Below are 23,826 nucleotides of genomic sequence, written 5' to 3' on the forward strand. Positions count from 1 at the left end.
CAACGCCACGAATGCCCCCGCGATAAAAGATCGCAGCCTTCGGCAGCTCCTACGCGTTGGCGCCAGCCTTTGATCGTGGCACGATGTCGAGGTTATCGACCGAGACCCCCTGACCATGCCGCAATCCCAAGCCAAGAATCTGTCCCTGATCGCCGCAATCGACCTGGGCTCCAACAGCTTTCACATGGTCGTGGCCAAGGCCCAGAACGGCGAAATCCGTATTCTCGAGCGTCTCGGGGAGAAGGTTCAGCTGGCCGCCGGCATCGACGAAGAGCGCCATCTCAACGAAGAATCCATGCAACGCGGGCTCGACTGCCTCAAGCGCTTTGCCCAACTGATCAACGGCATGCCCACGGGCGCCGTGCGGATCGTCGGCACCAACGCCCTGCGCGAGGCCCGTAACCGCGCCGAATTTATCCGCCGCGCCGAAGACATCCTCGGCCATCCGGTGGAAGTCATCTCCGGCCGTGAAGAAGCGCGCCTGATTTACCTCGGCGTGTCCCACACCCTCGCCGACACCCCGGGCAAACGCCTGGTGGCCGACATCGGCGGCGGCAGTACCGAGTTCATCATTGGCCAGCGCTTCGAGCCGCTGTTGCGCGAAAGCCTGCAAATGGGCTGCGTCAGCTACACCCAGCGCTATTTCAAGGACGGCAAGATCACCCCGGCCCGTTACGCCCAGGCGTACACCGCGGCACGGCTGGAGATCATGAGCATCGAGCACGCCCTGCACCGCCTGACCTGGGATGAAGCCATCGGCTCCTCGGGCACCATCCGCGCCATCGGCCTGGCGCTGAAGGCCGGCGGCCACGGCACGGGCGAGGTGAATGCTGAGGGCCTGGCCTGGCTCAAACGCAAACTGATCAAGCTCGGCGACGTCGAGAAAATCGACTTTGACGGTATCAAGCCCGACCGCCGGGCGATTTTCCCGGCGGGTTTGGCAATCCTCGAGGCAATTTTCGACGCCCTCGAACTTCAGCGCATGGACCACTGCGAAGGCGCCCTGCGTGAAGGCGTGCTCTATGATCTACTGGGCCGTCATCACCACGAAGACGTCCGTGAGCGCACGCTCAGCTCGCTGATGGAGCGTTATCACGTCGACCTGGAACAAGCGGCGCGGGTCGAGCGCAAGGCCCTACACGCCTTCGATCAAGTGGCCAAGGATTGGGACCTGGATGACGGTGTCTGGCGCGAACTGCTGGGCTGGGCCGCCAAGGTCCACGAAGTGGGCCTGGACATCGCTCACTATCAGTATCACAAGCATGGCGCCTACCTGATCGAGCACTCGGACCTCGCCGGGTTCTCCCGCGAGGACCAGCAAATGCTCGCACTGCTGGTGCGCGGCCACCGACGCAACATTCCCAAGGACAAATTCGCCGAGTTCGGTGATGACGGCATCAAGCTGATTCGCCTGTGCGTGCTGCTGCGCTTTGCGATCCTGTTCCATCACATCCGCGGCACCCAGCAAATGCCTCAAGTGGAACTGCACGCCAATGGCAACAGCCTGGAGGTGGTGTTCCCGGACCAATGGCTGGACGAAAACCAACTGACCCAGGCCGACTTCGCCATCGAAGCGGAATGGCTCACCCGCGTCGACATTGTCCTGAACGCCCGCTGAAAACCCGCTAAACGTAAAAAGGGCGATCCAATGGATCGCCCTTTTTTGTGCCCGCGATTCAGCGAGCGACACACCTCCCCTGTGGGTTAGCGCACCGTCAGGATCGGGCTGCCCAAACGCTCCAACAAGGTTGCCTGCGCACTGCGCGGGTTCTGGTTGCCGGTTGGCGTGTTACGGATGTAACGACCGTCAGACTGCAGGCTCCAGCTGTGCGTGTTGTCGGTGAGGTACAGCTCCAGCTCTTTCTTGACCCGCACAATCAGCTTGCGACCTTCCACCGGGAAGCAGGTCTCGACGCGCTTGTCGAGGTTGCGCTCCATCCAGTCGGCACTGGAGAGGAACATCTGCTCGTCGCCGCCATTGAGGAAGTAGAAGACCCGGGTGTGCTCCAGAAAACGGCCGATGATCGAGCGCACGTGGATGTTGTGCGAAACCCCGGCGATGCCCGGACGCAAGCAGCACATGCCGCGTACGACGAGGTCGATGCGCACGCCCGACTGGCTGGCCTTGTACAGCGCGCGGATGATCTTCGGATCGGTCAGCGAGTTGAACTTGGCGATGATGTGCGCCGGTTTGCCGTCGAGGGCAAACTGAGTCTCCCGGGCAATCATGTCGAGCATGCCCTTCTTCAGCGTGAACGGCGCATGCAGCAGCTTCTTCATGCGCAGGGTCTTGCCCATGCCGATCAGCTGGCTGAACAGTTTGCCGACGTCTTCGCACAAGGCGTCGTCGGAGGTCAGCAGGCTGTAGTCGGTGTAGAGGCGCGCGTTGCCGGCGTGATAGTTGCCTGTGCCCAAGTGCGCGTAACGGACGATTTCCCCCGCCTCGCGACGCAGGATCAGCATCATCTTGGCGTGGGTCTTGAAACCCACCACGCCGTAGATCACCACCGCACCGGCCGCTTGCAGACGGCTGGCCAGTTGCAGGTTCGACTCTTCGTCAAAGCGTGCGCGCAATTCGATCACCGCCGTGACCTCTTTGCCGTTACGCGCGGCATCCACCAGCGCATCGACGATTTCCGAGTTGGCGCCCGAACGGTACAGGGTCTGGCGCACGGCCAGAACGTGCGGGTCCTTGGCGGCCTGACGCAGCAGGTCGACCACCGGGGTAAACGATTCGAACGGGTGCAACAGCAGGATGTCCTGCTTGCTGATCACGCTGAAGATGTTCTCGCTGTTTTGCAGCAGTTTCGGGATCTGTGGCGTGAATGGCAGGTATTGCAGCTCGCGCTGGCTGTCCAGGCCGGTGATGCTGAACAGACGCGTCAGGTTCACCGGACCGTTGACCTGATACAGCTCGGACTCGCTCAGGTTGAATTGCTTGAGCAGGTAGTCCGACAGGTGTTTCGGGCAGGTATCCGCCACTTCCAGACGCACCGCGTCACCGTAGCGACGCGAGAACAACTCACCGCGCAGTGCGCGGGCCAGGTCTTCCACATCCTCGGAATCCAGCGCCAGGTCGGCGTTTCGGGTCAGACGGAACTGATAGCAGCCCTTGACCTTCATGCCCTGGAACAAGTCATCAGCGTGAGCGTGGATCATCGACGACAGGAACACATAGTTGTCGCCGGCGCCGCCGACCTCTTCCGGCACCTTGATCACTCGCGGCAGCAGGCGCGGTGCCGGGATGATCGCCAGACCGGAATCGCGACCGAAGGCGTCGATGCCTTCGAGTTCGACGATGAAGTTCAGGCTCTTGTTCACCAGCAACGGGAACGGGTGCGTCGGGTCGAGGCCGATCGGGGTGATGATCGGCGCGATCTCGTCGCGAAAATAACGGCGGACCCAGGTCTTGAGCTTGGTAGTCCAATAACGACGACGGATGAAGCGGACCTGATGTTTCTCCAGTTCCGGCAACAGAATGTCGTTGAGGATCGCGTACTGGCGGTCAACGTGACCGTGCACCAGCTCGCTGATGCGGGCCAGGGCCTGATGCGGTTGCAGGCCATCGGCGCCGGCTTGTTCACGGGCGAAGGTGATCTGCTTCTTCAGGCCGGCCACACGAATTTCGAAGAACTCGTCCAGGTTGCTGGAGAAGATCAGCAGAAATTTCAGCCGTTCCAGCAAAGGATAGGACTCATCCAGCGCCTGTTCCAGCACGCGGATGTTGAATTGCAGTTGCGAGAGCTCGCGGTGGATGTACAGGCTGCTGTCATCCAGACCGGGAATGGCAATCGCCGGCGCCGCGGCTGCGACAGCGGTTTCGGCCACCACCGCAGGCGGAGCAGGCTCCAGCTCCGGCGGGGTTTCGGCGATTTGCTCGACCAGGGGTTGAGCCTCTTTTACGGCAACTTCAGTGAGTCCTTCGGTATTCATGGAATGTTCCTGGGAGGGCTATTTCTGCTCTCGTAACAGTTGAGCGGCACGGACGGCGAAGTAAGTCAGGATGCCATCGGCGCCTGCACGTTTAAAAGCGGTCAGGGATTCGAGAATCACTCCTTCGCTCAACCAGCCATTCTGGATCGCCGCCATGTGCATGGCGTATTCGCCGCTGACTTGATAAACAAACGTCGGCACTTTGAATTCTTCTTTGACCCGGTAAAGGATGTCCAGGTACGGCATGCCTGGCTTGACCATGACCATGTCCGCGCCTTCTGACAAGTCCGCCGCCACTTCGTGCAGGGCTTCGTTGCTGTTGGCCGGGTCCATCTGATAGCTGGCCTTGTTGGCCTTGCCCAGGTTCAGCGCCGAACCGACCGCATCGCGGAACGGGCCATAGTAGGCGCTGGCGTATTTTGCCGAATAGGCCATGATCCGCACGTTGACGTGATCCGCCAGCTCCAGGGCTTCGCGGATCGCCTGGATGCGGCCGTCCATCATGTCCGAGGGGGCCACCACTTGGGCGCCGGCTTCGGCGTGGGACAGGGCCTGCCGGACCAGTGCATCGACGGTAATGTCGTTCTGCACGTAGCCTTCTTCGTCGATGATGCCGTCCTGACCGTGGGTGGTAAACGGGTCCAGGGCAACGTCGGTGATCACCCCCAGTTCCGGGAACTGTGCGCGTAAGGCGCGCGTGGCGCGTTGGGCGATACCGTTCGGGTTCCAGGCTTCGGCGGCATCCAGTGTCTTGAGCTCCGGTGGCGTGACAGGGAACAGCGCCAGCGCCGGAATCCCCAGCTCGACCCATTTGGCCGCTTCTTCCAGCAAGAGGTCGATGGTCAGGCGTTCGACGCCCGGCATCGAGGCCACCGCTTCGCGACGGTTTTCACCGTCCAGGACGAACACCGGAAGGATCAGGTCGTCGACGGTCAGAACATTTTCACGGACCAGTCGACGCGAAAAATCATCACGGCGGTTGCGGCGCAGGCGGGTTGCGGGGAACAGACGGTTGGCGGGGGTAAAGCTCACGACAGACTCCTGAGCCCGCGCTTACGGGCGAGCGTGACAGTTATAAGCGGCCATTATGACGAACGTATTACAGTTATGTGCACCCCTGTGACTAGGGGGCGTTCTCAATTAGTTCCCCCCCCCCCCGCGTTGTCGCCTTAAAGCGGGCCAGGCAAGACGCAGGCCGCTGGGAATGGTTGTTCCCTTTCCAAGGCCTGCAACGCAGCCTGGCCCGCTTTAAGGCACAACCCGAAGGGCCGGGGCTGCTGTTGTGCAGGGCTGCGTTGCTCGAAGCTTATTTGGAATGACCCAACCGCGCTTCTCGCGCCTTGACCTGCACAGCAGCAGACCCGGCGCGGTGGGGAAACTGATTGAGAACGCCCCCTATAGTCGCATTCCATTGTCGTTGTAGGAAATGTTCACGTCGAGACACATTTGGACACTTTCATGAATGTGCACGAAGGGTTAGGCTGCGCGTTCATTTCGCCAGCACCCAGACAATGCTCCAACAATTTCTGCATGACTTCGGCTACTTTGCCCTGTTTCTCGGCACGTTCTTCGAAGGCGAAACCATTCTTGTGCTCGCCGGCTTCCTCGCGTTCCGCGGATACATGGACATTAACCTGGTGGTAGTCGTGGCGTTCTTCGGCAGTTATGCCGGTGATCAGCTGTGGTACTTCCTGGGGCGCAAGCACGGGCGCAAACTGCTGGCCCGCAAGCCGCGCTGGCAGATGATGGGCGATCGGGCGCTGGAACATATCCGCAAACACCCGGACATCTGGGTGCTGAGCTTCCGCTTTGTCTACGGTTTACGCACGGTGATGCCGGTGGCCATCGGCCTGTCAGGCTATCCACCGGGACGTTATCTGCTGCTCAACGGCATTGGCGCGGCGGTCTGGGCGGCAGCCCTGGCGGCAGCGGCTTACCACTTTGGCGCCGTACTGGAAGGCATGCTCGGCAGCGTCAAGAAGTACGAACTGTGGGTGCTCGGCGCCTTGCTGGTACTGGGCCTGGGCCTGTGGCTGCGTCGGCGCTTCAAGAATGCCCGTCTGGCGAAAAAGATCTACGCCGACGAGCAAGCCCTGAAAGCCGCACGGGCTCACGCCGAAGTGCCTAAGACGCCAAACGAGTGAAGCGGTTTCTGCAGCAGTAGAGACCGATAACGCTCAGCAGACTGTAGCTGAGCAGGCCGATCCAGCCCACTGCGCTGGCCGGCCACAGCCCTGCCAACGGCGCCAGCCACACCAACGGCACGTTCGATACCAACCTCAGCAGCTCCAGCTTCAACGCCCACGGGCGATTTTCCAGGGCCACGCCCAACGTAAACAATCCCAGCGCCACCGCGCTCCAGCCGAGCACCAACGCGGCGGTTGGCAGGCTGCGCTCCAGATTCATCAAGTAGCTGCCCAGCGCGATGTAAGTGCAGAACTGTAACGCCACATACAGTTGCTGACGCCCGTCCAGCGGCACCTCGAATTTGCGGAACAGGTTCAAGTCGGGCTTGTTCATCGGGTACCTGGCCGCCACATCCGCCGGACGCCAACCGGTGCGCATGAACCAGATCCGCAGCTTGTCCCATGTGCGCTCGGCTCGCCGCGCGTCATTCCACAACTGCACATAGAACTGCACGTTGGCCCACAGCGGATTCCAGCTTGCCAACGGCGTAGTCACCCCGAAAATCACCGGTTCGTTGTCGTCCTCTTCCTGGAACGAGCCAAACAGACGGTCCCAAATAATGAACACCCCGCCGTAGTTGCGATCCATGTAGAGAGCGTTCTGCGCATGGTGAGCCCGATGATTGGACGGCGACACGAAGAACCATTCGAACCAGCCGAGCTTGGGAATGTGCCTGGTATGGACCCAGAACTGATACAGCAGATTCAGCGCTGCGACGCTGACGAAGACCAGCAGCGGCACGCCGAGCACGGCCATCGGCAGGTAGAAAATCCAGCCCAGCAGGAAGCCGGTACTGGTCTGGCGCAAGGCCGTGGACAGGTTGTACTCCTCGCTCTGGTGATGCACCGAGTGCGCGGCCCAGAGGATATTGCGTTCGTGGCCCATGCGGTGCAGCCAGTAGTAGCAGAAGTCGTAGAGAAAAAAGGCCAGCACCCAGACCCAGACGCTGTCGGCCGAGAGTTCGAACAGCGCCACATGCTCAAGGGCAAACCCGTAGGTCAGCAGCCCGACCCCCTTGGTCAACAAGCCCGTGGTGGTCGACAGCACACCGGTGCTCATGCTGTTGATCGCATCGGCCACGCGATAATGGCTGACTCCGCGCCAACGATCGGCCAGCAGTTCGACAGCGATCAGCACAATGAAAAACGGCACCGCATACAGAATGAAGTCCATGACGCGCCCTGATCGGAATCTTGAGGACAGATGCTAGGTGTAGCCGCCCATTTACCCTATGGCAACGAGCGACAAATTAGTGGACATTTAACGCCATGAATCTGGAGAACAACCCATGAGCAAAAAAATTGCAGTGATCCTTTCCGGCTGTGGCGTGTACGACGGCGCCGAGATCCACGAAAGCGTGATTACCCTGCTGAGACTGGACCAGCGTGGCGCACAGGTGCAGTGCTTTGCGCCGAACATCGCGCAATTGCATGTGATCAATCACCTGACCGGTGAGGAAATGCCCGAGTCGCGCAACGTATTGGTGGAATCGGCGCGGATCGCCCGGGGCAATATCAAGGACATTCGCGACGCCGACGTCGACGATTTTGATGCGTTGATCGTGCCCGGCGGATTTGGCTCGGCCAAGAACCTGTCGAACTTTGCGATTGAAGGCGCCGGTTGCACGGTGCAGCCGGATGTCCTGGCGCTGACCGAAGCCTTCGCTGAGGCGGGCAAACCGGTCGGGTTGATGTGCATATCGCCCGCGCTGGCGGCGAAGATCTACGGCCCGGGGGTGAACTGCACCATCGGCAACGACGCCGAGACCGCGGCAGCCATGAACAAAATGGGCGCGACGCATACTGACTGCGCCGTAACTGAAATCGTCGAGGACAGGGCGCGCAAACTGGTGAGTACCCCAGCGTACATGCTGGCGCAAACCATCAGCGAAGCGGCGTCCGGTATCAACAAAATGGTCGACCGCGTCCTCGAACTGACCCACGAAAACGAAGCCTGACCTCAATCCACTGTGGGAGCGAGCAGGCTCGCTCCCACAGGGGTCGACGCAAGGCTCAGGGCTTACGGGTCAGCCGGGTGAGTATCCGGTCCAGTGCATTGGCGAACGCCTGCTTCTCGCGCTCGCCAAACGGTGCCGGGCCACCGCCCATCTGCCCTTGTTCACGCAAATCGGTGAACAGGTTGCGCACCGCTAGCCGATCACCCATGTTCTGTGCATCGAACTCCTTGCCTCGCGGGTCGAGTGCGGCCACGCCCTTCTTCACCAGGCGATCCGCCAATGGCACGTCGCTGCAAATCACCAGCTCACCCGGCACCGCATGCTCCACCAGGTAATCATCGGCGGCGTCCGGGCCACTCGGCACCACGATCAATTTCACCAGCGCCAGCCCCGGCTTGATCTGCGGCTGCCCCGCCACCAGCACCACTTCGTACTGGCGCTTGAGGGCGAATTTCACCACCAGATCCTTGGCCGCCCGAGGGCAGGCGTCAGCATCGATCCAGACTCGCATCATGTTTTCCTCTTCAAAAAAATCGCGGGCAAGCCACGCTCCCACAGGTTATACGCAATCCTGTGGGAGCGTGGTTTGCCCGCGATGATGAGCGCAGCGAATGCTGTTAAGAGGCGGCCACCCGCTGCTTCTCCGCCATCCGACTACGGCTATACAACACAACAATCGCAATGATCGCCACCGCCTGAGCACTCAGCGAATACGCATCCGCATGAATGCCCAGCCAGTCAAAATCAAAGAACGGCACCGGCCGCGTGCCGAAGATCCCCGCTTCCTGCAGCGCCTTCACGCCGTGCCCGGCGAACACCACCGACAACGCGCAGAGCAGGCCGGCGTTGATGCTGAAGAACAACGCCAGCGGCAACTTCGCCGAACCGCGCAGAATCACCCACGCCAGCCCCACCAACAGCACCAGCGCCGTCGCGCCGCCGGCCAACACCGCGTTGTGCCCCGCAGGCCCGGCCTGCAGCCATAGGGTTTCGTAGAACAGAATCACTTCGAACAACTCGCGATACACCGAGAAGAACGCCAGGATCGCGAAGCCGAAACGCCCGCCACCGCCCACCAGGCTGCTCTTGATGTAATCCTGCCACGCCGCCGCATGGCGACGGTCATGCATCCACACGCCGAGCCAGAGCACCATGACCGAGGCAAACAGCGCCGTCGCGCCTTCCAGCAATTCGCGTTGCGAGCCGCTGACATCGATCACGTACGCCGCCAGCGCCCAGGTTCCCAGGCCGGCCAACAACGCCAGGCCCCAGCCGACGTTAACGCTGCGCACGGCCGATTGCTGGCCGGTGTTGCGCAGGAAGGCCAGAATCGCCGCCAGCACCAGAATCGCTTCCAGGCCTTCACGCAGCAAAATCAGCAACCCGGAGATGTAACTCAAGGTCCAGCTCAGGCCATCGCTGCCCAGCAAGTCGGCGGACTGCTTCAGCTTGGCCTTGGCCGTGTCCAGACGCTGCTGGGCCTGAGCCACCGGCAAACCATCCTGCAACGACTGACGGTACGCCATCAGCGATTTTTCAGTGTCTTTGCGCACGTTGGCGTCGACGTTGTCGAGGGAGCTTTCGACCAGCTCGAACCCTTCCAGATACGCCGCCACCGACAGGTCATAGGCCTGATCGTGATCGCCGGCACGGTAGGCGGCGATGCTTTTGTCCAAGGTGGCCGCCGTGTAATCCAGCAACTGCCCCGGGCCGCGCTTGACCTGCGGCGGTTGCGCCCGTTGCGCGCGGAAGGTCGCGGCCGCTTGCGGACCTTCAGCGGCCTGCACTTCGGCTGGCGTCTGACGTGCCAGGTCGGCGATGTTGTAGGTTTTCTCGGATTTTGCCGCGGCCGGATCGGCGCTGAAGCTGGCGATGTAGGTCGCCAGGTCCCAGCGCTGACGATCATCGAGCTGGTCAGCGAAGGACGGCATGTCGGTGCCTTCAACGCCCATGCCCAGCGTGTTGTAGATCGCATAGAGGCTCAGACGGTCCAGTCGCGCGGCATCGCGCAGATTGGCCGGCGGTGGCGTCATACCGACACCTGCCGGGCCGTCACCAGCGCCCGCATCGCCATGGCAGACCGAGCATTGCTGGGCATACAGCGGCGCGCCGCGGGTCGGATCCGGCGTGATGACCGGGGCCTGGCTGACCTCATAAGTCACCGCCAGTTTTGCCCCCAGCTGCCGCGCCTGATGGGCGACGTCCGCGCCATCTTCGCGAGCGGAGATCGCAGCGCCAAGACTGCTGACGCCCTGCTCCAGTTCTGCGCGTTCAGGTTTGGCCGGCAAATCGGCGATCAAACCTTGCAACACCTTTAGGAATTCCTGCTGTTCGCGGTATTCAGACTCATCGATGACTTTGCCCGCCTCGACCGTCGCCGGGTAATCAGCGCCAATGTAATCGAGCAAATGCAGGGCCTTCGGCGCACCTTCCGTGGTTTCGGCCTGCGCATTAAAGCTGCAAAACGCGATCACCGACAGCACGAGCCACGCCGGAAAACGAGAGGAGGCAATCATGAATAAATCTCAAATGGAAATACGAAGTAACACATTGTTCACTCTCAATGAGTTTCACTCAAGCTTTGTCTGCAAGAAGAGATCAGAGGGCGCGGAACAAAGTGCCATCATTCGCCTCTATAGTTTGCCGCCTCTTGGCGGCTTATCTTCAAGGAAGACACACAGCAAATGGCTACCCGCCTGCGCTTCTTGTTTTTGCTCGGTGCATGCTTGCTACTGAGCGGTTGCCCCACCCTGCGGGACTACAACGCGGAGTTGAGCGAGACCCTCGACTATTTCAAAGCCGGCCAGGTCGACTCCGCCGTTGCTGTCCTGGACCGAAACAATCCCATTGCCCCGGGCGACTTGCTCTATAACTTCGAGAAGGGCGAACTGCTGCGGCTCACTGGCGATATGACCGGTAGCTACGCCAGCTGGGATTACGCCGACCGGCTGATTGAGGGGTGGGAAAACTCGCCGCGATTCGGCGCCTTCAAAGCCTTCACCGAGTTCAACAGTTACGGCGCCAATGACAAAGTGCGTTTGTACGATGGCTACGATTTCGAGAAGGTCGCCCTGACCACGCAAATGGCCTTGACGTGCCTGTCCAGTGCCGAAGTCGACCTCGCTCGGGTGATGATCAAGAAAACCCACGAGCGCGAGGCAACCATTGCCGAAAAGCGCGACGTGCAATACCTGGCACTGGAGAACCAGGCCCAGGAGCAAGGCGTACCCCTGAAATACCAGAACCTTCAGGGCTACCCGGTGGCGACCCTCGATGCGCCTGAAGTGACTGCCCTGAAAAACAGCTACCAAAGTGCGTTCAGTCATTACCTGGCAGGTTTCGTCTATGAAACGCTTGACGAAAAAGACCTCGCCGCGCCGGGGTATCGCAAAGCCCTTGAGTTGCGCCCCAACACACCGCTGCTTGAGCAGGCGCTGCGCAATCTCGACAAGTCGCCGCTCAAGGCCGGCGAAAGCGATGTCTTGCTGATCGTGCAAACCGGCCTTGCACCCGCGCGCAACTCGGTGCGTGTGCCGATTTCGGTGGATGTCGAAGGCGAAACCTACATCACCAACATGTCGTTCCCGATCCTTGTCCCCGATGCGTCTACGCCACCGGTGGACTTCGTCATGGTGGACGGCAAAAAACATAAGCTGACCTTGCTCAACAGCTATGGCGACATGTCACGGCGAACGTTGCGCGACGACATGCCTGGCATCATCCAGCGCACGCTCCATCGCGCCCGGTCCAATGTCGAGTACCTGGCCTATTTGAAAAAAAACAAACCCGAAAAGCTTGAGGAAACCCTCGTGCAGCAAACTCAACGTGAAGATGCCGACACACGAGGCTGGCGCACGCTACCGGACAAGACGCTGATCGCTCGCCTGCGACTCAAGAAAGGCGAGCATCAACTGACCCTGCCCAATGCCCCGGAACAACTACCGGTCAGGTTCAGGATCGACCAGACACATCAAGCCTTCAGCCTGCGCGCAGTGAGCAACCGGATTTTCGCCGCTGATGTTGCTCTGGAGCTCAACCCCCCTTCCGCACCGCAGGCTGTCACCCGCCGCGCTCAACCCTGAACGGAGATCTTCATGGGATTGAAATGCATCGCCGTTGTCGCGCTGGCCCTGTTGGCCGGTTGCACCACCCCACCGCCGCCGGAACCGGGCAGTGCCGCCAGCAAAGTCCTGGCCACGGGACCGATCGAGGACCTGGCTATCGGCCCCATGCGCATGGCCCGGGAAAACGGTTTCCTCACCGTCAGCACGCAGCTGAGTAACGCCGACACCCGTAACAAAACGCTCTACTACCGCTATCTCTGGCTCGGCCCCGAAGGTTTTCCAGTGGCCGAAGCCGAGTCCTGGAAAAGCCTGACCCTGTATGCCGAGCAGACGAGCTTCCTGCCGGCGATCGCTCCCGTGCCACAAGCCGTGGATTTCCGTCTGGAGATCAATACGCCGTGAACCGTCCACACGAGAACCTGCCCATGTTTGTACGCTTGTCGTCCCTCGCCCTGAGCGCCCTGCTGATTGGCGGCTGCGCGGTCAATCACTCGCCGGTACTGGGCAGCGGCAACATCAGTTACGGCGACCCGAAAGCCGTGGAGCTGGTGACCAACGAATTCGGTTCCACCGACCTGCAGATGATCGCTGAAAGCATGACCCGCTCGCTCGCCCAGTCCGGGGTCCTGAAAGGTCGTCCGGTGGTTCAGGTGTACGACGTACGAAACAAGACCAGCGAGTACATCGACACGCGCGACATCACCACGTCGATCAAGACCCAGCTGATGCGCTCCGGTACCGCCCGCTTTGCCAGCGACAACACCGACATGCAGAGCCAGGTCGATCAACTCAAACTGCAAAACCAGAGCGGCCTGTACAAGAAAAGCACGGTGGCCAAGACCGGCAACATGATCGCCGCCCGCTATCGACTGGAAGGCTCGATCAGCTCGATCGTCAAGCGCAGCAATGATTACAAGGACGTCTTCTACAAATTCAGCCTGCAGTTGATCGATGTCGAAAGCGGGCTGGCCGAGTGGATGGACGAGAAAGAAATCCGCAAGACCACGGAGCGCTGAACAATGCGTGCATGGATTGGCATCATGGCCCTGACCTGCGCCCTGGGCGTTCAGGCGGCCCCGAAAATCGCTGTCACCGACATCGCCTATGAGGCCAGCGTGGATCAATACGTCCACGTGATTTCGTCTAGGGATGATCATCAGCAGGATTATTACGGCGCCAGCGGCTCGTCCAGTTATGACGAGTACACGACGCAGAACAGCTATCTGGAACAGACCGAAATCCGTCGATTCAGCGGTGACATCAAGGGTCAGATGCTCAAGACCGGGATGTTCCAGCTGGTTCAGGGGACGCCCTATACCGCCAACGCCAAACGCGATGTGTATGACGTGATCCAACGCATCAAGGCCGGTGATTTCGAGGGAGCCGACTACGTGCTGTTCGGCACGCTGTCAGACATCGACTTCACCCAGGACATGAACGAACTGGCCAATACCGACAGCTATTCAGCGGTGCTGGCGCTGACCCTGGTGGCTGACTTCAGCCTGATCAACACCAAAACCTACGAGATCACCTCGGCCTTCACCGCAATGGGTGAGGCTCAGGACACCAAACTGGTGAATGACCGGGATATCCACGTCTCGCTGAACCGGCCGCGGGTGGTGCGCGAAGTATCCAGGTCGCTGGGTGAGGATGTGGCGCGGCAATTGAGCGAGCAGCTCGGTGATGGCAGTTATCAACCGCCGGGGCCACCCGAGCTACGCAATGACCTGCCGCCGGATACCGCGCCGGTCATTCTGCGCTGACACCCGAAATGAAAAAGGCGACCTCTAAAGGTCGCCTTTTTTGTGCCTGACAGCTTTTATACCGCGGCTTTACGCAGAGTCGCCATAAATGCCGCCGCGCCAATAAACAGCCCGGCAAACGTACGGTTCATGCGTTTTTGCTGCTGGGGCGTGCGCAACAGACGCAGCACCTTGGACGCCAACCCGGTGTAACCGGCCATGACAATCAGGTCGACGCAGATCATGGTCACGCCAATGATCAGGTACTGAGCCAGCAACGGAGCGTGCGGGTCAATGAACTGCGGCAACACCGCGAGCATGAACACCAGCGCCTTGGGGTTGCTGATGTTGACCAGGAAACCACGGAACACCAGCGCCATCGGCTTGCCGATCTGACGCACAGCCGCGTCATCGCTCATGTCGCTGGGCAACGCGCGCCATTGCTTGATGGCGAGGTACACCAGATACGCCACGCCGAACCATTTGATCGCATAGAAGGCGGACGCTGAAGCCGTGAGGATCGCGCCCACACCGGCGCCGACAATCGCGATCTGCACCGCCAGGCCCAATTGCAGGCCCAGGGCATTCCAGTAACCGCGCCAGAAACCGTATTGCAGACCGCTGGACATCGACGCAATGGCGCCGGCACCAGGCGACAGACTGATCACCCAGCAGGCAGCAAAAAACGCCAGCCATGTTTGAAGCTCCATTGCACACCTCGACTCAGACTCGTGACAGACGTCTAAGCTAATGCGGCTTTGGGCGGATGACTATCGATTTTTTGCAGGATGTTACGGCTGCCGACCAGCGTTTACAGCTTTAGGACCCCTTCGCGAGCAGACTCGCTCCTACATTGAATCCTCGGTGGACACCTATTTAGTGAACAGCCGAAAACCCTGTAGGAGCTCGCTCCGGGCGGCGTTCCGACGATGGCGATCTATCAGACTACAGCAGCCTTACTTCTCGAACCCGCTCGAGGGGAACACATCACTCCCCCGCCAGCGTCGAACCGATCGTTGGAAGAAGAGGCTGTTAGGCACCTGAACCATCGCACTGCCAGTCCCGAGTTCTTCCGCTTCGATCAACGTGGTGTACAGCAGATTGATCGCCACCACCCGGCCTTTGACGCCGGGCTTGTCAGTGGTGTCCACCAACTCGACCACATCGCCGAGGCGGAATGGGCCGACGGTGAAAATCAGGATCGCGCACAGCAGGTTGGAAAGCACACTCCACATGGCGAAGAACGCCACCGCCGCCACCGCGACGAAACCGGACAATGCGGTCCAGAGTACGGTGGCCGACACCCCGAGGCGCTCCAGCACGAAAATCAGCGCACTGCCCATGATCAGCCAGCGCAGACCGCCTCGCAGCGGCATCAGCAATTGCGGCGGAAACGGATAGCGCTCGCCCAGCCGGGTCAGGCCCTTGGCAACGAAACGCTGGGTGAAGTAGCCGGCCAGCAGAATCAGCAGGATCTGCACGACCAGCCAGAGGGGCTCGATCCACACCGCCGGCAATGGCAGCTTGAACGCCTCCATCAAGACAGTGCCTCCAGCTCCGCCTGCATGCTTTCCAGCAGCTCCAGCGCTTCCATCCAGGATTCTTCCAGCTCGGCTTCACGCACCTTCAGCTTGGCCTGTTCAGCCAGCAGATCGCGCAGATCATTCTTGCGCGCCGGCTCGTAAATATCGCTGTCGCCAAGGCTGGCATCGATCTTCGCCAGCTTCTCGTGCAGCTTGCCCAGCTCGGCTTCCAGCTTGTCAGCTTCACGCTTGTGCGGCGCCAGTTGCTGACGCAACGCAGCCGCAGCCTGGCGCTGGGCCTTCTTGTCGGTCTTGTCCGGATTGACCGGCGTGTTGTTGACCGGTGCATTGCGCTGGCGATAGTCGACCAGCCAACGGGCGTAGTCTTCCAGGTCGCCGTCGAACTCCTCGACCTTGCCGTCCGCCACCAGATAGAAATTATCGGTCGTGCTTTTGAGCAAATGACGATCGTGGGAAACCACCAGAACCGCGCCACTAAACTCCTGCAGCGCCATGGTCAACGCCAGGCGCATTTCCAGGTCCAGGTGGTTGGTCGGTTCGTCGAGCAGCAGCAGGTTCGGCCGATCCCAAGCGATCAACGCCAGGGCCAGACGGGCCTTTTCGCCGCCGGAGAAATTCAGCACCGGCTCATCGATGCGCGCACCACGGAAGTCAAAACCACCGAGGAAGTCGCGCAGGGTCTGTTCACGCTCGGTCGGGGCCAGACGCTGCAAGTGCAGTAAAGGGCTTGCCTTGGCGTCGAGAGAATCCAGTTGATGCTGGGCGAAGTAACCCACGACGGTGTTCTCGCCACGGGTCAGTCGGCCGGACAACGGTTCGAGTTCACCGGCGAGGTTTTTGATCAGGGTCGATTTACCGGCACCGTTCGGGCCGAGCAAACCGATGCGCGCGCCAGGGGTCAGTTGCAGCTTGACCTTCTCCAGCACAGCTTTGTCGCCGTAACCCAAACGGGCATCGGACAGGTCGATCAGCGGGCTGGAGATTTTCTGCGATTCACGGAAAACGAAATCGAACGGCGAATCGACGTGGGCGGCGGAGAGTTCTTCCATCCGCTCCAGCGCCTTGATCCGGCTCTGGGCCTGGCGGGCCTTGGTGGCCTGGGCCTTGAAGCGGGCGATGTAGCTTTCCATGTGCGCACGTTGCGCCTGCTGCTTCTCGTAAGCCTGCTGCTGCTGGGCCAGACGTTCGGCGCGGGCGCGCTCGAAGGCGCTATAGCCACCGCGATACAGCGTGATCTTGCGTTGATCGACGTGAGCCACGTGATCGACCACGGCATCGAGAAAGTCCCGGTCGTGGGAAATCAACAACAATGTGCCGGGGTAACTTTTCAGCCACTCTTCGAGCCAGATGATGGCGTCGAGGTCCAAGTGGTTGGTTGGTTCGTCGAGCAGCAGCAGGTCCGAAGGGCACATCAAAGCCTGCGCCAGATTCAGACGCATCCGCCAGCCACCGGAGAAATCTCCTACCGGGCGATCCATCTGCTCGTTGGTGAACCCAAGGCCGGCCAACAACTTTCTGGCCCGGGCGTCGGCGGTGTAACCGTCGGCGCTGTCGAGTTCCGAGTGCAGGCGGGCCTGAGCGGCACCGTCATGGGCTGCTTCGGCTGCGGCGAGGTCGCGTTGCACCTCACGCAGGCGCAGGTCGCCATCGAGCACGTAGTCGACCGCCAGGCGTTCGAGCGTCTCGATTTCCTGACGCATGTGGGCGATGCGCCAGTCGGCCGGCAGGAAGCAGTCACCCGAGTCCGGGTGCAGTTCGCCCCGGATCAAGGCGAACAGGCTCGATTTGCCGGCGCCGTTGGCACCGATGAGGCCGGCTTTGTGGCCGGCGTGCAGGGTCAGCTCAGCGTCTTCTAGCAGACGTTGAGGGCCACGCTGTAAAGTCAGGTTCTGAAGTCGAATCATAATGGCGGCGGAGTCTACCAGCTTCGCTCGCAACTGGCGCGAGTAGCACTATGTCCTCTGACCTGTGGAGCTTTTCCCTGACCACTTACGCCCGTCCCGGCGTCGAACGCGCATGCCTGCAGTTGCAGTCAGCCGGCGCCAATGTGTGTTTGCTGTTCTGTGGAGCGTGGCTTGGACAGCGTGGCGTCGTCTGCAATGAACAGCGAATCAAGCTACTGCGCACCGTGGCGGAGCCTTGGGATGGAGACGTCGTGCAACCGTTGCGCGCCTTGCGCATGCGCTGGAAAGTCGTCGCGACTGACGATGCCGAGCTGAAAAAGCTGCGTGAACAAGTGAAGGCGCTGGAGCTGGAAGCCGAACGGCATCTGTTGTTGCGGCTGGAGCGAACGGCGCAGAGCTGGCCGCAGGGTGAGGCGACCGATCTGACGGCCTGGCTGGAAGGTGTGGCGGCAGGCGCCGCCAACCTGGACCGCGACGCGCTGCATCAGCTGCGCGTCGCGGTAACCGGCACTTAGGAAGCGCTGGTTGGGGTGGTGCTGGCGCTCGACGGTGCGGCTGGCGTTGGCGCAGCCGTGGCTGTCGAGGTGGTTGCTGCGGGTGCAGCCGATGCTGCTGGCGCCGGAGTCACTGGCTTGGCAGCAGGCGCTGGAGTCGGCTTGGCAACGGCAGGTTTTGCAGCAGCTGGTTTGGCCGCTGGTTTTGCAGCCGGTTTGGCAGCGGCAGGTTTGGCGGCTGGTTTTGCAGCCGGTTTAGCAGCGGCAGGTTTAGCGGCTGGTTTAGCAGCGGCTGGCTTGGCGGCAGTAGCGGGTTTCGCGGCAGCCGTTTTGGCGGCAGGTTTAGCAGCCGGTTTGGCAGCAGCTTTTACAGCGGGTTTAGCGGCAGGCTTGGCAGCAGCGGTTCGCGCAGCAACTGGCTTGGCAGCAGGTTTTGCAGCAGCCGTTTTGGCGGCTGGTTTAGCAGCCGGTTTAGCGGCTACGGCTCTTGCAGCAGCAGGTTTGGCAGCAGGCGATTTTGCAGCAGGCTTGGCAGCAGCGGTTCGCGCGGCGGCTGGCTTGGCGGCAGGTCTCGCAGCGGCTGTTTTAGCCGCCGGTTTGGCAGCGCTGGCAGCGGCTGGTTTTTTCGCAGCGGCAGGTTTTGCAGCAGTTTTCACCGCTGGCTTGGCAGCAGGCTTGGCCGGCGCTTTTGCAGCAGCTGGCTTGGCAGCGGCTTTCTTGACCGGTACTGCAGCAGGTTTGGCTGCACGCAGGGACAACGCCTTGCCGACAGCCTCTTGTACACGACCGACGCCTTGGGCCAGTTTCAGGCTTTCTTGAGCATCGCGTTTGAGTTGCAGAATGTAGGCACGGGTGTCGGACTGACGATCCTTGAGGGCATCGAGCACGTCTTCGAGTTGCTGCACGCTGTCCTTCGCCTTGGCTTGTGCCTTGGCCTTGCCGGCCGACGCAGCGTCCTGCAATTTGGTACGGGACTTGTGTAATTTTTCCTGTGCTTTTCCGCGCTGTTTTTCCAGTTTGGCGAGCAGTTTTTCAGCATCAGCCAAGGCTTGGGAACAAGCGTTTTCCAAATGCTCGAGCAGGCTGCCCGACAGTTGTTGGAGTAAGTGCAACGGGGTATTTACAGGCTTCTTGGTGGCCGACATGGTTTACCTCCTGGCTGACGTGGGTGCGGCTCATACTAGACCTCTGCTGCTACCGCCGCTAGGGCATGTTGACAGTATCGAAAGCGTTGCGTTGCAACGGATCGAAAAACTTCTGCGCTTGTGCAAAACCAGTTCACCTTTGTGCGCATTCTCACTGGCATAATCCACCGCATTCCAGGTCGGAGAGTGCCCATGTCGCGCTACCTTTTTTTATCGCTGTGCGTGTTTTTTTCAGTGGCTCAAGCCGACGAAAAAACCTCCGCAAATAACCCTCACGATCTTGCTTACAGCCTGGGCGCGAGCCTCGGTGAACGCCTGCGTCAGGAGGTTCCCGATCTACAACTTCAGGCACTGCTGGAGGGTCTGCAACAAGCGTATCAAGGCAAGCCACTGGCGCTGAAGGACGAGCAGATCGAGCGAATCCTGGCCGAGCATGAAGCCCAGCTCGCCGAGCAACCGGCGCTCCCGCAAAGCGAAGCCGCACTGGAAAAAGAGCAGCGATTTCTCACTGAGGAAAAAGCCAAACCGGGTGTTCGCGAATTGGCCGATGGCGTGTTGCTGACAGAGCTGACTCCCGGCACCGGTGCCAAGGCCGGCCCAAATGGCAAGGTCCAGGTTTTGTATGTCGGGCGCCTGCCGGACGGCACGGTGTTCGATCAGAACAATCAGCCGCAGTGGTTCAGTCTCGACAGCGTGATCAGCGGCTGGCGCAGCGCACTGCAAAACATGCCGGTGGGTGCGAAATGGCGCCTGGTGATTCCATCGTCTCAAGCCTATGGCGCGGACGGTGCCGGCGACCTGATCGCCCCCTTCACCCCGCTGGTTTTTGAAGTCGAATTGCGCGGCGCTACCAGCTGAAAAACAGGCATAAAAAAACGGCGCGCAGTGCGCACCGTTTTTAACTTGCCGGGAGGGATTCAGGCCTGAACCGAGTCCTCTTCCTTGTGAGCGGTATGCAGCACTTCGATCAGGCAATCTTCCAGTTCGAAGCGTTCATGCAACAAGCCGCCCAACTCCTTGAATTTCTCCGCGACGCACTTGCCTGCATCACACAGGTCGTTGAACGCCAGCAGCTTCTCGGTGATGACATCGATGCGCGGGTAGAGGGTCTCGGCCAGTTCCAGACCACGCTTGTCGTTGAAAGCCTTGGCCTCCCCCGTCAACTGCTCGTAGATCTCGAAGTGCCCGGCAGACACGTAATCGACCAGCACTCCGCAGAACTCCTGCAAGGGCTTTCGGTCCTCGCTCAGTGCTTCAGGCTTTGCACCGAGCTTGTCGTAGGCATCAATCAGATCTTTGCGCTCCTGCAACCAGCGATCGATCAGCAGGTGCACTCCGCCCCAGCGTTCCTGAGCATTCTGACAACTTTCGAGCATGGTGATCTCTCTTCCCTTGTGGGTCAGCTGCTCTATGCCTGCTCGCCTCTTGTTACGTCAGTGGGCGGTCGGGCAGAGCGTCATCGAGCAACATAATTCCAATGACACGTGCGGGCCAGATTATGCCCGCGCGACTGTGGCTTCAAGGTACGCAGGAGATAAAGTTCATACAAGTGTTTAATCACCCATCTGCACCCGGTGCGACGACACGCCGCTGAGCGGTCGCTCACACGCGAGCCAGACGACGCGCAGCAACTGATAAACCCCCAGAATCGTCACCCCGACAAAGAACAGCAGGCTCCATTCCGGAATGCTCAGGTCGAACAATGTCCAGGAAATCTCGGCACAATCAGCGTTCCCTTTGAACATCTCCGTGACCCGGCACAACCAGGGCATGTTCTCGTACGAGCCTTCCAGGTCAGGCGGGCACGTCGACAGCACATGTGATGGGTCACTTTGCAGCAAAATCTGCCGCCACGCCGTAATCATGCCCGCGAGGCTGCAGAAGAATCCAAGTAACCAATACAGGAACGATCCAAAGCGTCCGGGGCCCTGCACGGAGGCTGTCAGACAAACACCCGTCAGCAACGCCAGACAAACCCGCTGCAAAACGCACAGGCCGCAAGGTTTGAGTCCGACCGCATATTCCAGGTAATAGGAAACGCCCAAGGCCAGGGAACCTGTAATGAAAACCATGAAAAACAAGGAGCGTGAGCAGGCCAAAGACATGGCTTTTCCGTACCAGTAGAGACAGGTGGTTACGGTAGAGGAAAGCGCGCCAGCCTTTCAAGGCAGGCCGGCACGGACACTTCACCAGAAGTGTAGGGAATTCCCGACAGTGTCGAGAGGAATCGGTGTAGCCCTCTGTAGGACGTTGCCGACCAGGGACTACAAAGCCAAACACACGACGCGTTTCGAGCCCCCTGAGAACGCCGCCCCGCCCATGTAGCAGCGGCCGAAGGCTGCGTCCGGCGGCGCAGCAGTCGTAAAATCAGGCGCTCTGGTTTATCAGGTCGACCGCGTTATCTTTATGACGACTGCTTCGCAGCCGGACGCAGCCTTCGGCAGCTGCTACAGACCAGCCTCAGGCGTAAACGGGAGTGGGCAACGGTGCCGCCAGCAGGCGCTCATCGAGCATGCCCAGGCCTTCCTGGAACAACTGATTGCTGCGTTCCGTATCGCCCAGTTGCGCCAGCAACCGCGCCAACTCCGCACAGGCTTCCGGATTGCGCTGAACCCGCAGACTGCTTTCAAGATAGTCTCGCGCCTTGCCCCACAAGCTGTTTTGCAGGCACAAGCGGCCCAGTGTCAGCAACAGGCTTGGGTCAGCCGGATGATCCTTGAGCCACCCCTCGGCAGTCTGCAGTTGCCGAGCCGGATCGCTGCCGCGAACCAATCCGTACAGGCGCGCCAGATGGCTGTCGTAATTGCGCTTGAGGGCTGTGCGCAGAACCTCCTCCGCCTCGACCTGCGCCCCCAGTTGTCGTAGCTGCTCGGCATAGGCCAGCACCAATTGCGGCTCCTGACGCTGAGCCGACGTAAGCTGTTGCCAGGCGCGAGTGAGCGATTGCAAACCGACCTTGCCGTCCTCTTCCTGATGCGCCGCCAGCGACAGGTTTTCACCCCACGCACGACGCTCCAGCTCGGCCAGTTCGGCGGGCGGCAGGACTTTATCCTTGCGCAACTCGGGCAACAGGCGAATCACCGCTGACCAGTCGCCACGCTGCTGAAGCAGGCGCTGTAACTGGCGCAATGTCTGGGCGTTATGGGGATGACGCTCATGCATGGCCTCAAGGGTGGCCAAGGCTCCGTCGGTATCGCCACGGTCGGTCTGCAATTGCGCATGACTCAAGGCAATCGCCAGTTCAGCCTGCGGTTGACGTTCGAGGGCGCGCTCCAGCAAGTTGTCGCTTTCTTCGTAATGACCCTGCTCGTTGGCGGCACGTGCCGCGCCGAGGTAATAGAGCAGTGGCTGGCGCTCGGCTTCGGCCGCCCGATGCAAATGACGCTGCGCACTGGCCCAGCGACCTTCCGCCAGATCCAGCTGACCATGCTCGATCGCCACTTGCACCCGGCGGCTGCGATTGCGCCGCGACCAGGGATTGACCACGCCACTGGAGGTCATCACCAGCTCAACCAGCACCTTGATGCCCCAGAACAGTAGCCACAACACCGCGATCAATGCGAGGGTCGCCCACAGGCTCGATTCGTAACGAAAGCTCTTGTAGGCAATCAGCACGTATCCGGCATGCTCGGCAATCGCCAGTCCCAGCGCGGCAGCAGCGGCGATCACCAGGAACACGATCACATAGAGGCGTTTCATGGCGTTGCCTCCTGGGCGGTACCCGCAGCAGGCTTGGCCATTGGCTTGATCGAGTCTTCAGCGTTGACATTACGCCGCTCCAGATACCCCTGGACCGCGCTCAGGGTACCCGTCAGATCCGGTGTCACGACCGTGACCCGTTGTTTGCTCAACTCGCCAACCTGCTCCAGCATCACTTTGCTCTGGGGGTTGTCCGGGTTGAAGTTGCCGGTCAACACGTCCCGCGCCTCCGCCAGCGCCTGGGTGTAAACCGCGGCCTGGCCATTGAGCGCGGCCCATTGCGCCTGCTCCAGCGCCAGGCTCAGGGCAAGGCGCACCTGGCTCAGGCTCTGCCCGGCCAACAGTGGACGGACATTTTTGTCAGCATTGAAGTCGATACGGATGTAACGGGAGATCTGATCCCACCACTGCGCCCAGCGACTGGCACCGTCGCCATCAGCGGTCAGGCCCAGCAGTGATTCACCCCGGTCCTTGTACTCGGGCGCCAGCTCGGTGAGGTCGATCACTTGATCACGCAATGCTCCCAGGCGCAGGAACAAGCCGGTGCGATCCGGCTGTTCTGTACTGCGCAACGCCACGAGGGTTTTGGCCACTTGCTCGCGAGCGGCGAAGGAACCCGGATCGTTCTGTTCACGGAGTATGTCGTCGGCACCCTGCACCAGCGCCTGGGCGCTGCTGATGTCCTGCAAGGCAGAGAGGCGCAGGCTGGCCAGACGCAGCAAGTGCTCGGCCTCGGCCAGGCGCCAATCCTTGCGGCTGGCACCGAGGACGGTTTCCAGGCGCTGGTTCAGACGCTGTTGATCGCCCTGCAACTGCGTGACCAGACGGGCGCGAGCATCCAGTTCATCAACGGCGGGCAACTGCTCCAAACGTGCGCTGATGCGCTGTTCATTGAGCCTGAGGCTTTGCGCCTGGTCGTTCAGCGCTTGCACCTGAGCCAGTTGCTGCTGGTTATTGGCTTGCAGGTGTCGCACCTGCCAGACACCCCAACCGCCCACGGCAACACCGGCAGCGCCGAGCAGCAGCGCGACGATTGCCAGGCCATTGCCTCGGCGCTGCACGTCAGCGGGTGTCGCGGTTTCAACCGGAGTTTCAACCGGCGCATCAAGCACTGGCTGGACGTCATCTTTAGGCAAGGCAGTTTCGCTCACGTATCC

The 23,826-nt window shown here is 60.7% G+C and carries 22 protein-coding genes; 9 read left to right on the forward strand and 13 right to left on the reverse strand.

The features are described from left to right. The first annotated feature begins 115 nt into the window (after nt 1-115). Nucleotides 116-1,618, forward strand: a complete 1,503-nt coding sequence (ppx, locus tag H8F22_RS16725; RefSeq protein WP_027926439.1) for an exopolyphosphatase — start codon at nt 116-118, stop codon at nt 1,616-1,618. A gap of 86 nt (nt 1,619-1,704) precedes the next feature. Here ppx and ppk1 read toward each other — a convergent pair whose 3' ends face one another. Together ppk1 and hemB are read right to left on the reverse strand one after the other, a co-directional pair. Beyond that, nucleotides 1,705-3,933, reverse strand: coding sequence for a polyphosphate kinase 1 (ppk1, locus tag H8F22_RS16730; RefSeq protein WP_059181977.1), 2,229 nt, complete (start codon nt 3,931-3,933; stop codon nt 1,705-1,707). An 18-nt stretch (nt 3,934-3,951) separates the two neighbouring features. After that, nucleotides 3,952-4,965 carry a porphobilinogen synthase gene (gene hemB, locus H8F22_RS16735; RefSeq protein ID WP_027926437.1) on the reverse strand — a complete coding sequence of 338 codons (1,014 nt, stop codon included), beginning with the start codon at nt 4,963-4,965 and terminating at the stop codon, nt 3,952-3,954. A gap of 479 nt (nt 4,966-5,444) precedes the next feature. Between hemB and H8F22_RS16740 the strand changes: the two genes are divergently transcribed. Further along, the gene (locus tag H8F22_RS16740) at nt 5,445-6,077 is read left to right on the forward strand and encodes a DedA family protein (RefSeq protein ID WP_027926436.1); all 633 of its coding nucleotides are present in this window, start codon (nt 5,445-5,447) and stop codon (nt 6,075-6,077) included. Here H8F22_RS16740 and H8F22_RS16745 read toward each other — a convergent pair. Then, nucleotides 6,058-7,293, reverse strand: a complete 1,236-nt coding sequence (locus H8F22_RS16745; protein ID WP_027926435.1) for a sterol desaturase family protein — start codon at nt 7,291-7,293, stop codon at nt 6,058-6,060. The genes H8F22_RS16740 and H8F22_RS16745 overlap by 20 nt on opposite strands. Nucleotides 7,294-7,408: 115 nt before the next feature. Between H8F22_RS16745 and elbB the strand changes: the two genes are divergently transcribed. Beyond that, a complete protein-coding gene (gene elbB / locus H8F22_RS16750) occupies nt 7,409-8,077 on the forward strand; it encodes an isoprenoid biosynthesis glyoxalase ElbB (RefSeq protein WP_194940469.1) in 669 nt (222 codons plus the stop codon). Nucleotides 8,078-8,132: 55 nt separating this feature from the next. Here elbB and H8F22_RS16755 read toward each other — a convergent pair whose 3' ends face one another. Both H8F22_RS16755 and H8F22_RS16760 read right to left on the reverse strand, forming a co-directional pair. Continuing rightward, the gene (locus H8F22_RS16755; protein ID WP_027926433.1) at nt 8,133-8,588 is read right to left on the reverse strand and encodes a YaiI/YqxD family protein; all 456 of its coding nucleotides are present in this window, start codon (nt 8,586-8,588) and stop codon (nt 8,133-8,135) included. Nucleotides 8,589-8,694: 106 nt separating this feature from the next. Continuing rightward, nucleotides 8,695-10,593 carry an FTR1 family protein gene (locus H8F22_RS16760; protein ID WP_194940470.1) on the reverse strand — a complete coding sequence of 633 codons (1,899 nt, stop codon included), beginning with the start codon at nt 10,591-10,593 and terminating at the stop codon, nt 8,695-8,697. A 168-nt stretch (nt 10,594-10,761) separates the two neighbouring features. Here H8F22_RS16760 and H8F22_RS16765 point away from each other — a divergent pair, with 168 nt between their 5' ends. From H8F22_RS16765 to H8F22_RS16780, 4 genes are read left to right on the forward strand one after another with little or no spacing between them, the layout of a single operon-like run. Then, nucleotides 10,762-12,159: a hypothetical protein gene (locus tag H8F22_RS16765; protein ID WP_194940471.1), complete on the forward strand. Its 1,398-nt coding sequence runs from the start codon at nt 10,762-10,764 to the stop codon at nt 12,157-12,159. 12 nt (nt 12,160-12,171) lie between these two features. Next, on the forward strand, nt 12,172-12,543 hold the full coding sequence (locus H8F22_RS16770) for a YcfL family protein (RefSeq protein WP_027926430.1): 372 nt from the start codon (nt 12,172-12,174) through the stop codon (nt 12,541-12,543). 23 nt (nt 12,544-12,566) lie between these two features. Then, the gene (gene lpoB, locus H8F22_RS16775; protein ID WP_027926429.1) at nt 12,567-13,157 is read left to right on the forward strand and encodes a penicillin-binding protein activator LpoB; all 591 of its coding nucleotides are present in this window, start codon (nt 12,567-12,569) and stop codon (nt 13,155-13,157) included. Nucleotides 13,158-13,160: 3 nt separating this feature from the next. Further along, nucleotides 13,161-13,904, forward strand: a complete 744-nt coding sequence (locus tag H8F22_RS16780; protein WP_027926428.1) for a hypothetical protein — start codon at nt 13,161-13,163, stop codon at nt 13,902-13,904. Nucleotides 13,905-13,960: 56 nt separating this feature from the next. Here H8F22_RS16780 and rhtB read toward each other — a convergent pair whose 3' ends face one another. From rhtB to H8F22_RS16795, 3 genes are all read right to left on the reverse strand, one after another. Continuing rightward, nucleotides 13,961-14,593, reverse strand: a complete 633-nt coding sequence (gene rhtB / locus H8F22_RS16785; protein ID WP_027926427.1) for a homoserine/homoserine lactone efflux protein — start codon at nt 14,591-14,593, stop codon at nt 13,961-13,963. A 246-nt stretch (nt 14,594-14,839) separates the two neighbouring features. Continuing rightward, nucleotides 14,840-15,421, reverse strand: coding sequence for a mechanosensitive ion channel family protein (locus H8F22_RS16790; RefSeq protein WP_027926426.1), 582 nt, complete (start codon nt 15,419-15,421; stop codon nt 14,840-14,842). Further along, a complete protein-coding gene (locus tag H8F22_RS16795) occupies nt 15,421-17,331 on the reverse strand; it encodes an ATP-binding cassette domain-containing protein (RefSeq protein ID WP_027926425.1) in 1,911 nt (636 codons plus the stop codon). The genes H8F22_RS16790 and H8F22_RS16795 overlap by 1 nt, the downstream gene beginning before the upstream one ends. A 50-nt stretch (nt 17,332-17,381) precedes the next feature. Here H8F22_RS16795 and H8F22_RS16800 point away from each other — a divergent pair, with 50 nt between their 5' ends. Further along, a complete protein-coding gene (locus H8F22_RS16800; RefSeq protein WP_027926424.1) occupies nt 17,382-17,846 on the forward strand; it encodes a TIGR02444 family protein in 465 nt (154 codons plus the stop codon). Here the strand turns inward: H8F22_RS16800 and H8F22_RS16805 are convergent. After that, a complete protein-coding gene (locus tag H8F22_RS16805) occupies nt 17,843-18,970 on the reverse strand; it encodes an AlgP family protein (RefSeq protein WP_194940472.1) in 1,128 nt (375 codons plus the stop codon). The genes H8F22_RS16800 and H8F22_RS16805 overlap by 4 nt on opposite strands. Before the next feature lie 192 nt (nt 18,971-19,162). Here H8F22_RS16805 and H8F22_RS16810 point away from each other — a divergent pair, with 192 nt between their 5' ends. After that, entirely contained in the window at nt 19,163-19,828 is a 666-nt protein-coding gene (locus H8F22_RS16810) for an FKBP-type peptidyl-prolyl cis-trans isomerase (RefSeq protein ID WP_027926422.1), read from the forward strand. A gap of 59 nt (nt 19,829-19,887) precedes the next feature. Here the strand turns inward: H8F22_RS16810 and H8F22_RS16815 are convergent, their stop codons facing one another. The 4 genes from H8F22_RS16815 to H8F22_RS16830 all read right to left on the reverse strand — a co-directional run bounded on the left by H8F22_RS16815 (nt 19,888) and on the right by H8F22_RS16830 (nt 23,820). Further along, nucleotides 19,888-20,346 carry an Rsd/AlgQ family anti-sigma factor gene (locus tag H8F22_RS16815; RefSeq protein WP_027926421.1) on the reverse strand — a complete coding sequence of 153 codons (459 nt, stop codon included), beginning with the start codon at nt 20,344-20,346 and terminating at the stop codon, nt 19,888-19,890. A gap of 177 nt (nt 20,347-20,523) precedes the next feature. Further along, nucleotides 20,524-21,075, reverse strand: coding sequence for a disulfide bond formation protein B (locus tag H8F22_RS16820; protein WP_027926420.1), 552 nt, complete (start codon nt 21,073-21,075; stop codon nt 20,524-20,526). A gap of 355 nt (nt 21,076-21,430) precedes the next feature. Further along, on the reverse strand, nt 21,431-22,669 hold the full coding sequence (locus H8F22_RS16825) for a heme biosynthesis protein HemY (protein WP_027926419.1): 1,239 nt from the start codon (nt 22,667-22,669) through the stop codon (nt 21,431-21,433). Continuing rightward, entirely contained in the window at nt 22,666-23,820 is a 1,155-nt protein-coding gene (locus tag H8F22_RS16830; protein ID WP_027926418.1) for a uroporphyrinogen-III C-methyltransferase, read from the reverse strand. The genes H8F22_RS16825 and H8F22_RS16830 overlap by 4 nt, the downstream gene beginning before the upstream one ends. Nucleotides 23,821-23,826 lie beyond the last annotated feature (6 nt).

Source organism: Pseudomonas mucoides, assembly GCF_015461845.1.
Taxonomy (GTDB): Bacteria; Pseudomonadota; Gammaproteobacteria; order Pseudomonadales; family Pseudomonadaceae; genus Aquipseudomonas; species Aquipseudomonas mucoides.

Bases quoted from the DNA above. Each gene is read 5' to 3' on its own strand.
- ppx (WP_027926439.1), top strand. From the start codon at position 116: ATGCCGCAATCCCAAGCCAAGAATCTGTCCCTGATCGCCGCAATCGAC.
- ppk1 (WP_059181977.1), bottom strand. From the start codon at position 3,933: ATGAATACCGAAGGACTCACTGAAGTTGCCGTAAAAGAGGCTCAACCC.
- H8F22_RS16740 (WP_027926436.1), top strand. From the start codon at position 5,445: ATGCTCCAACAATTTCTGCATGACTTCGGCTACTTTGCCCTGTTTCTC.
- H8F22_RS16745 (WP_027926435.1), bottom strand. From the start codon at position 7,293: ATGGACTTCATTCTGTATGCGGTGCCGTTTTTCATTGTGCTGATCGCT.
- elbB (WP_194940469.1), top strand. From the start codon at position 7,409: ATGAGCAAAAAAATTGCAGTGATCCTTTCCGGCTGTGGCGTGTACGAC.
- H8F22_RS16755 (WP_027926433.1), bottom strand. From the start codon at position 8,588: ATGCGAGTCTGGATCGATGCTGACGCCTGCCCTCGGGCGGCCAAGGAT.
- H8F22_RS16760 (WP_194940470.1), bottom strand. From the start codon at position 10,593: ATGATTGCCTCCTCTCGTTTTCCGGCGTGGCTCGTGCTGTCGGTGATC.
- H8F22_RS16765 (WP_194940471.1), top strand. From the start codon at position 10,762: ATGGCTACCCGCCTGCGCTTCTTGTTTTTGCTCGGTGCATGCTTGCTA.
- H8F22_RS16770 (WP_027926430.1), top strand. From the start codon at position 12,172: ATGGGATTGAAATGCATCGCCGTTGTCGCGCTGGCCCTGTTGGCCGGT.
- lpoB (WP_027926429.1), top strand. From the start codon at position 12,567: ATGTTTGTACGCTTGTCGTCCCTCGCCCTGAGCGCCCTGCTGATTGGC.
- H8F22_RS16780 (WP_027926428.1), top strand. From the start codon at position 13,161: ATGCGTGCATGGATTGGCATCATGGCCCTGACCTGCGCCCTGGGCGTT.
- rhtB (WP_027926427.1), bottom strand. From the start codon at position 14,593: ATGGAGCTTCAAACATGGCTGGCGTTTTTTGCTGCCTGCTGGGTGATC.
- H8F22_RS16790 (WP_027926426.1), bottom strand. From the start codon at position 15,421: ATGGAGGCGTTCAAGCTGCCATTGCCGGCGGTGTGGATCGAGCCCCTC.
- H8F22_RS16795 (WP_027926425.1), bottom strand. From the start codon at position 17,331: ATGATTCGACTTCAGAACCTGACTTTACAGCGTGGCCCTCAACGTCTG.
- H8F22_RS16800 (WP_027926424.1), top strand. From the start codon at position 17,382: ATGTCCTCTGACCTGTGGAGCTTTTCCCTGACCACTTACGCCCGTCCC.
- H8F22_RS16805 (WP_194940472.1), bottom strand. From the start codon at position 18,970: ATGTCGGCCACCAAGAAGCCTGTAAATACCCCGTTGCACTTACTCCAA.
- H8F22_RS16810 (WP_027926422.1), top strand. From the start codon at position 19,163: ATGTCGCGCTACCTTTTTTTATCGCTGTGCGTGTTTTTTTCAGTGGCT.
- H8F22_RS16815 (WP_027926421.1), bottom strand. From the start codon at position 20,346: ATGCTCGAAAGTTGTCAGAATGCTCAGGAACGCTGGGGCGGAGTGCAC.
- H8F22_RS16820 (WP_027926420.1), bottom strand. From the start codon at position 21,075: ATGTCTTTGGCCTGCTCACGCTCCTTGTTTTTCATGGTTTTCATTACA.
- H8F22_RS16825 (WP_027926419.1), bottom strand. From the start codon at position 22,669: ATGAAACGCCTCTATGTGATCGTGTTCCTGGTGATCGCCGCTGCTGCC.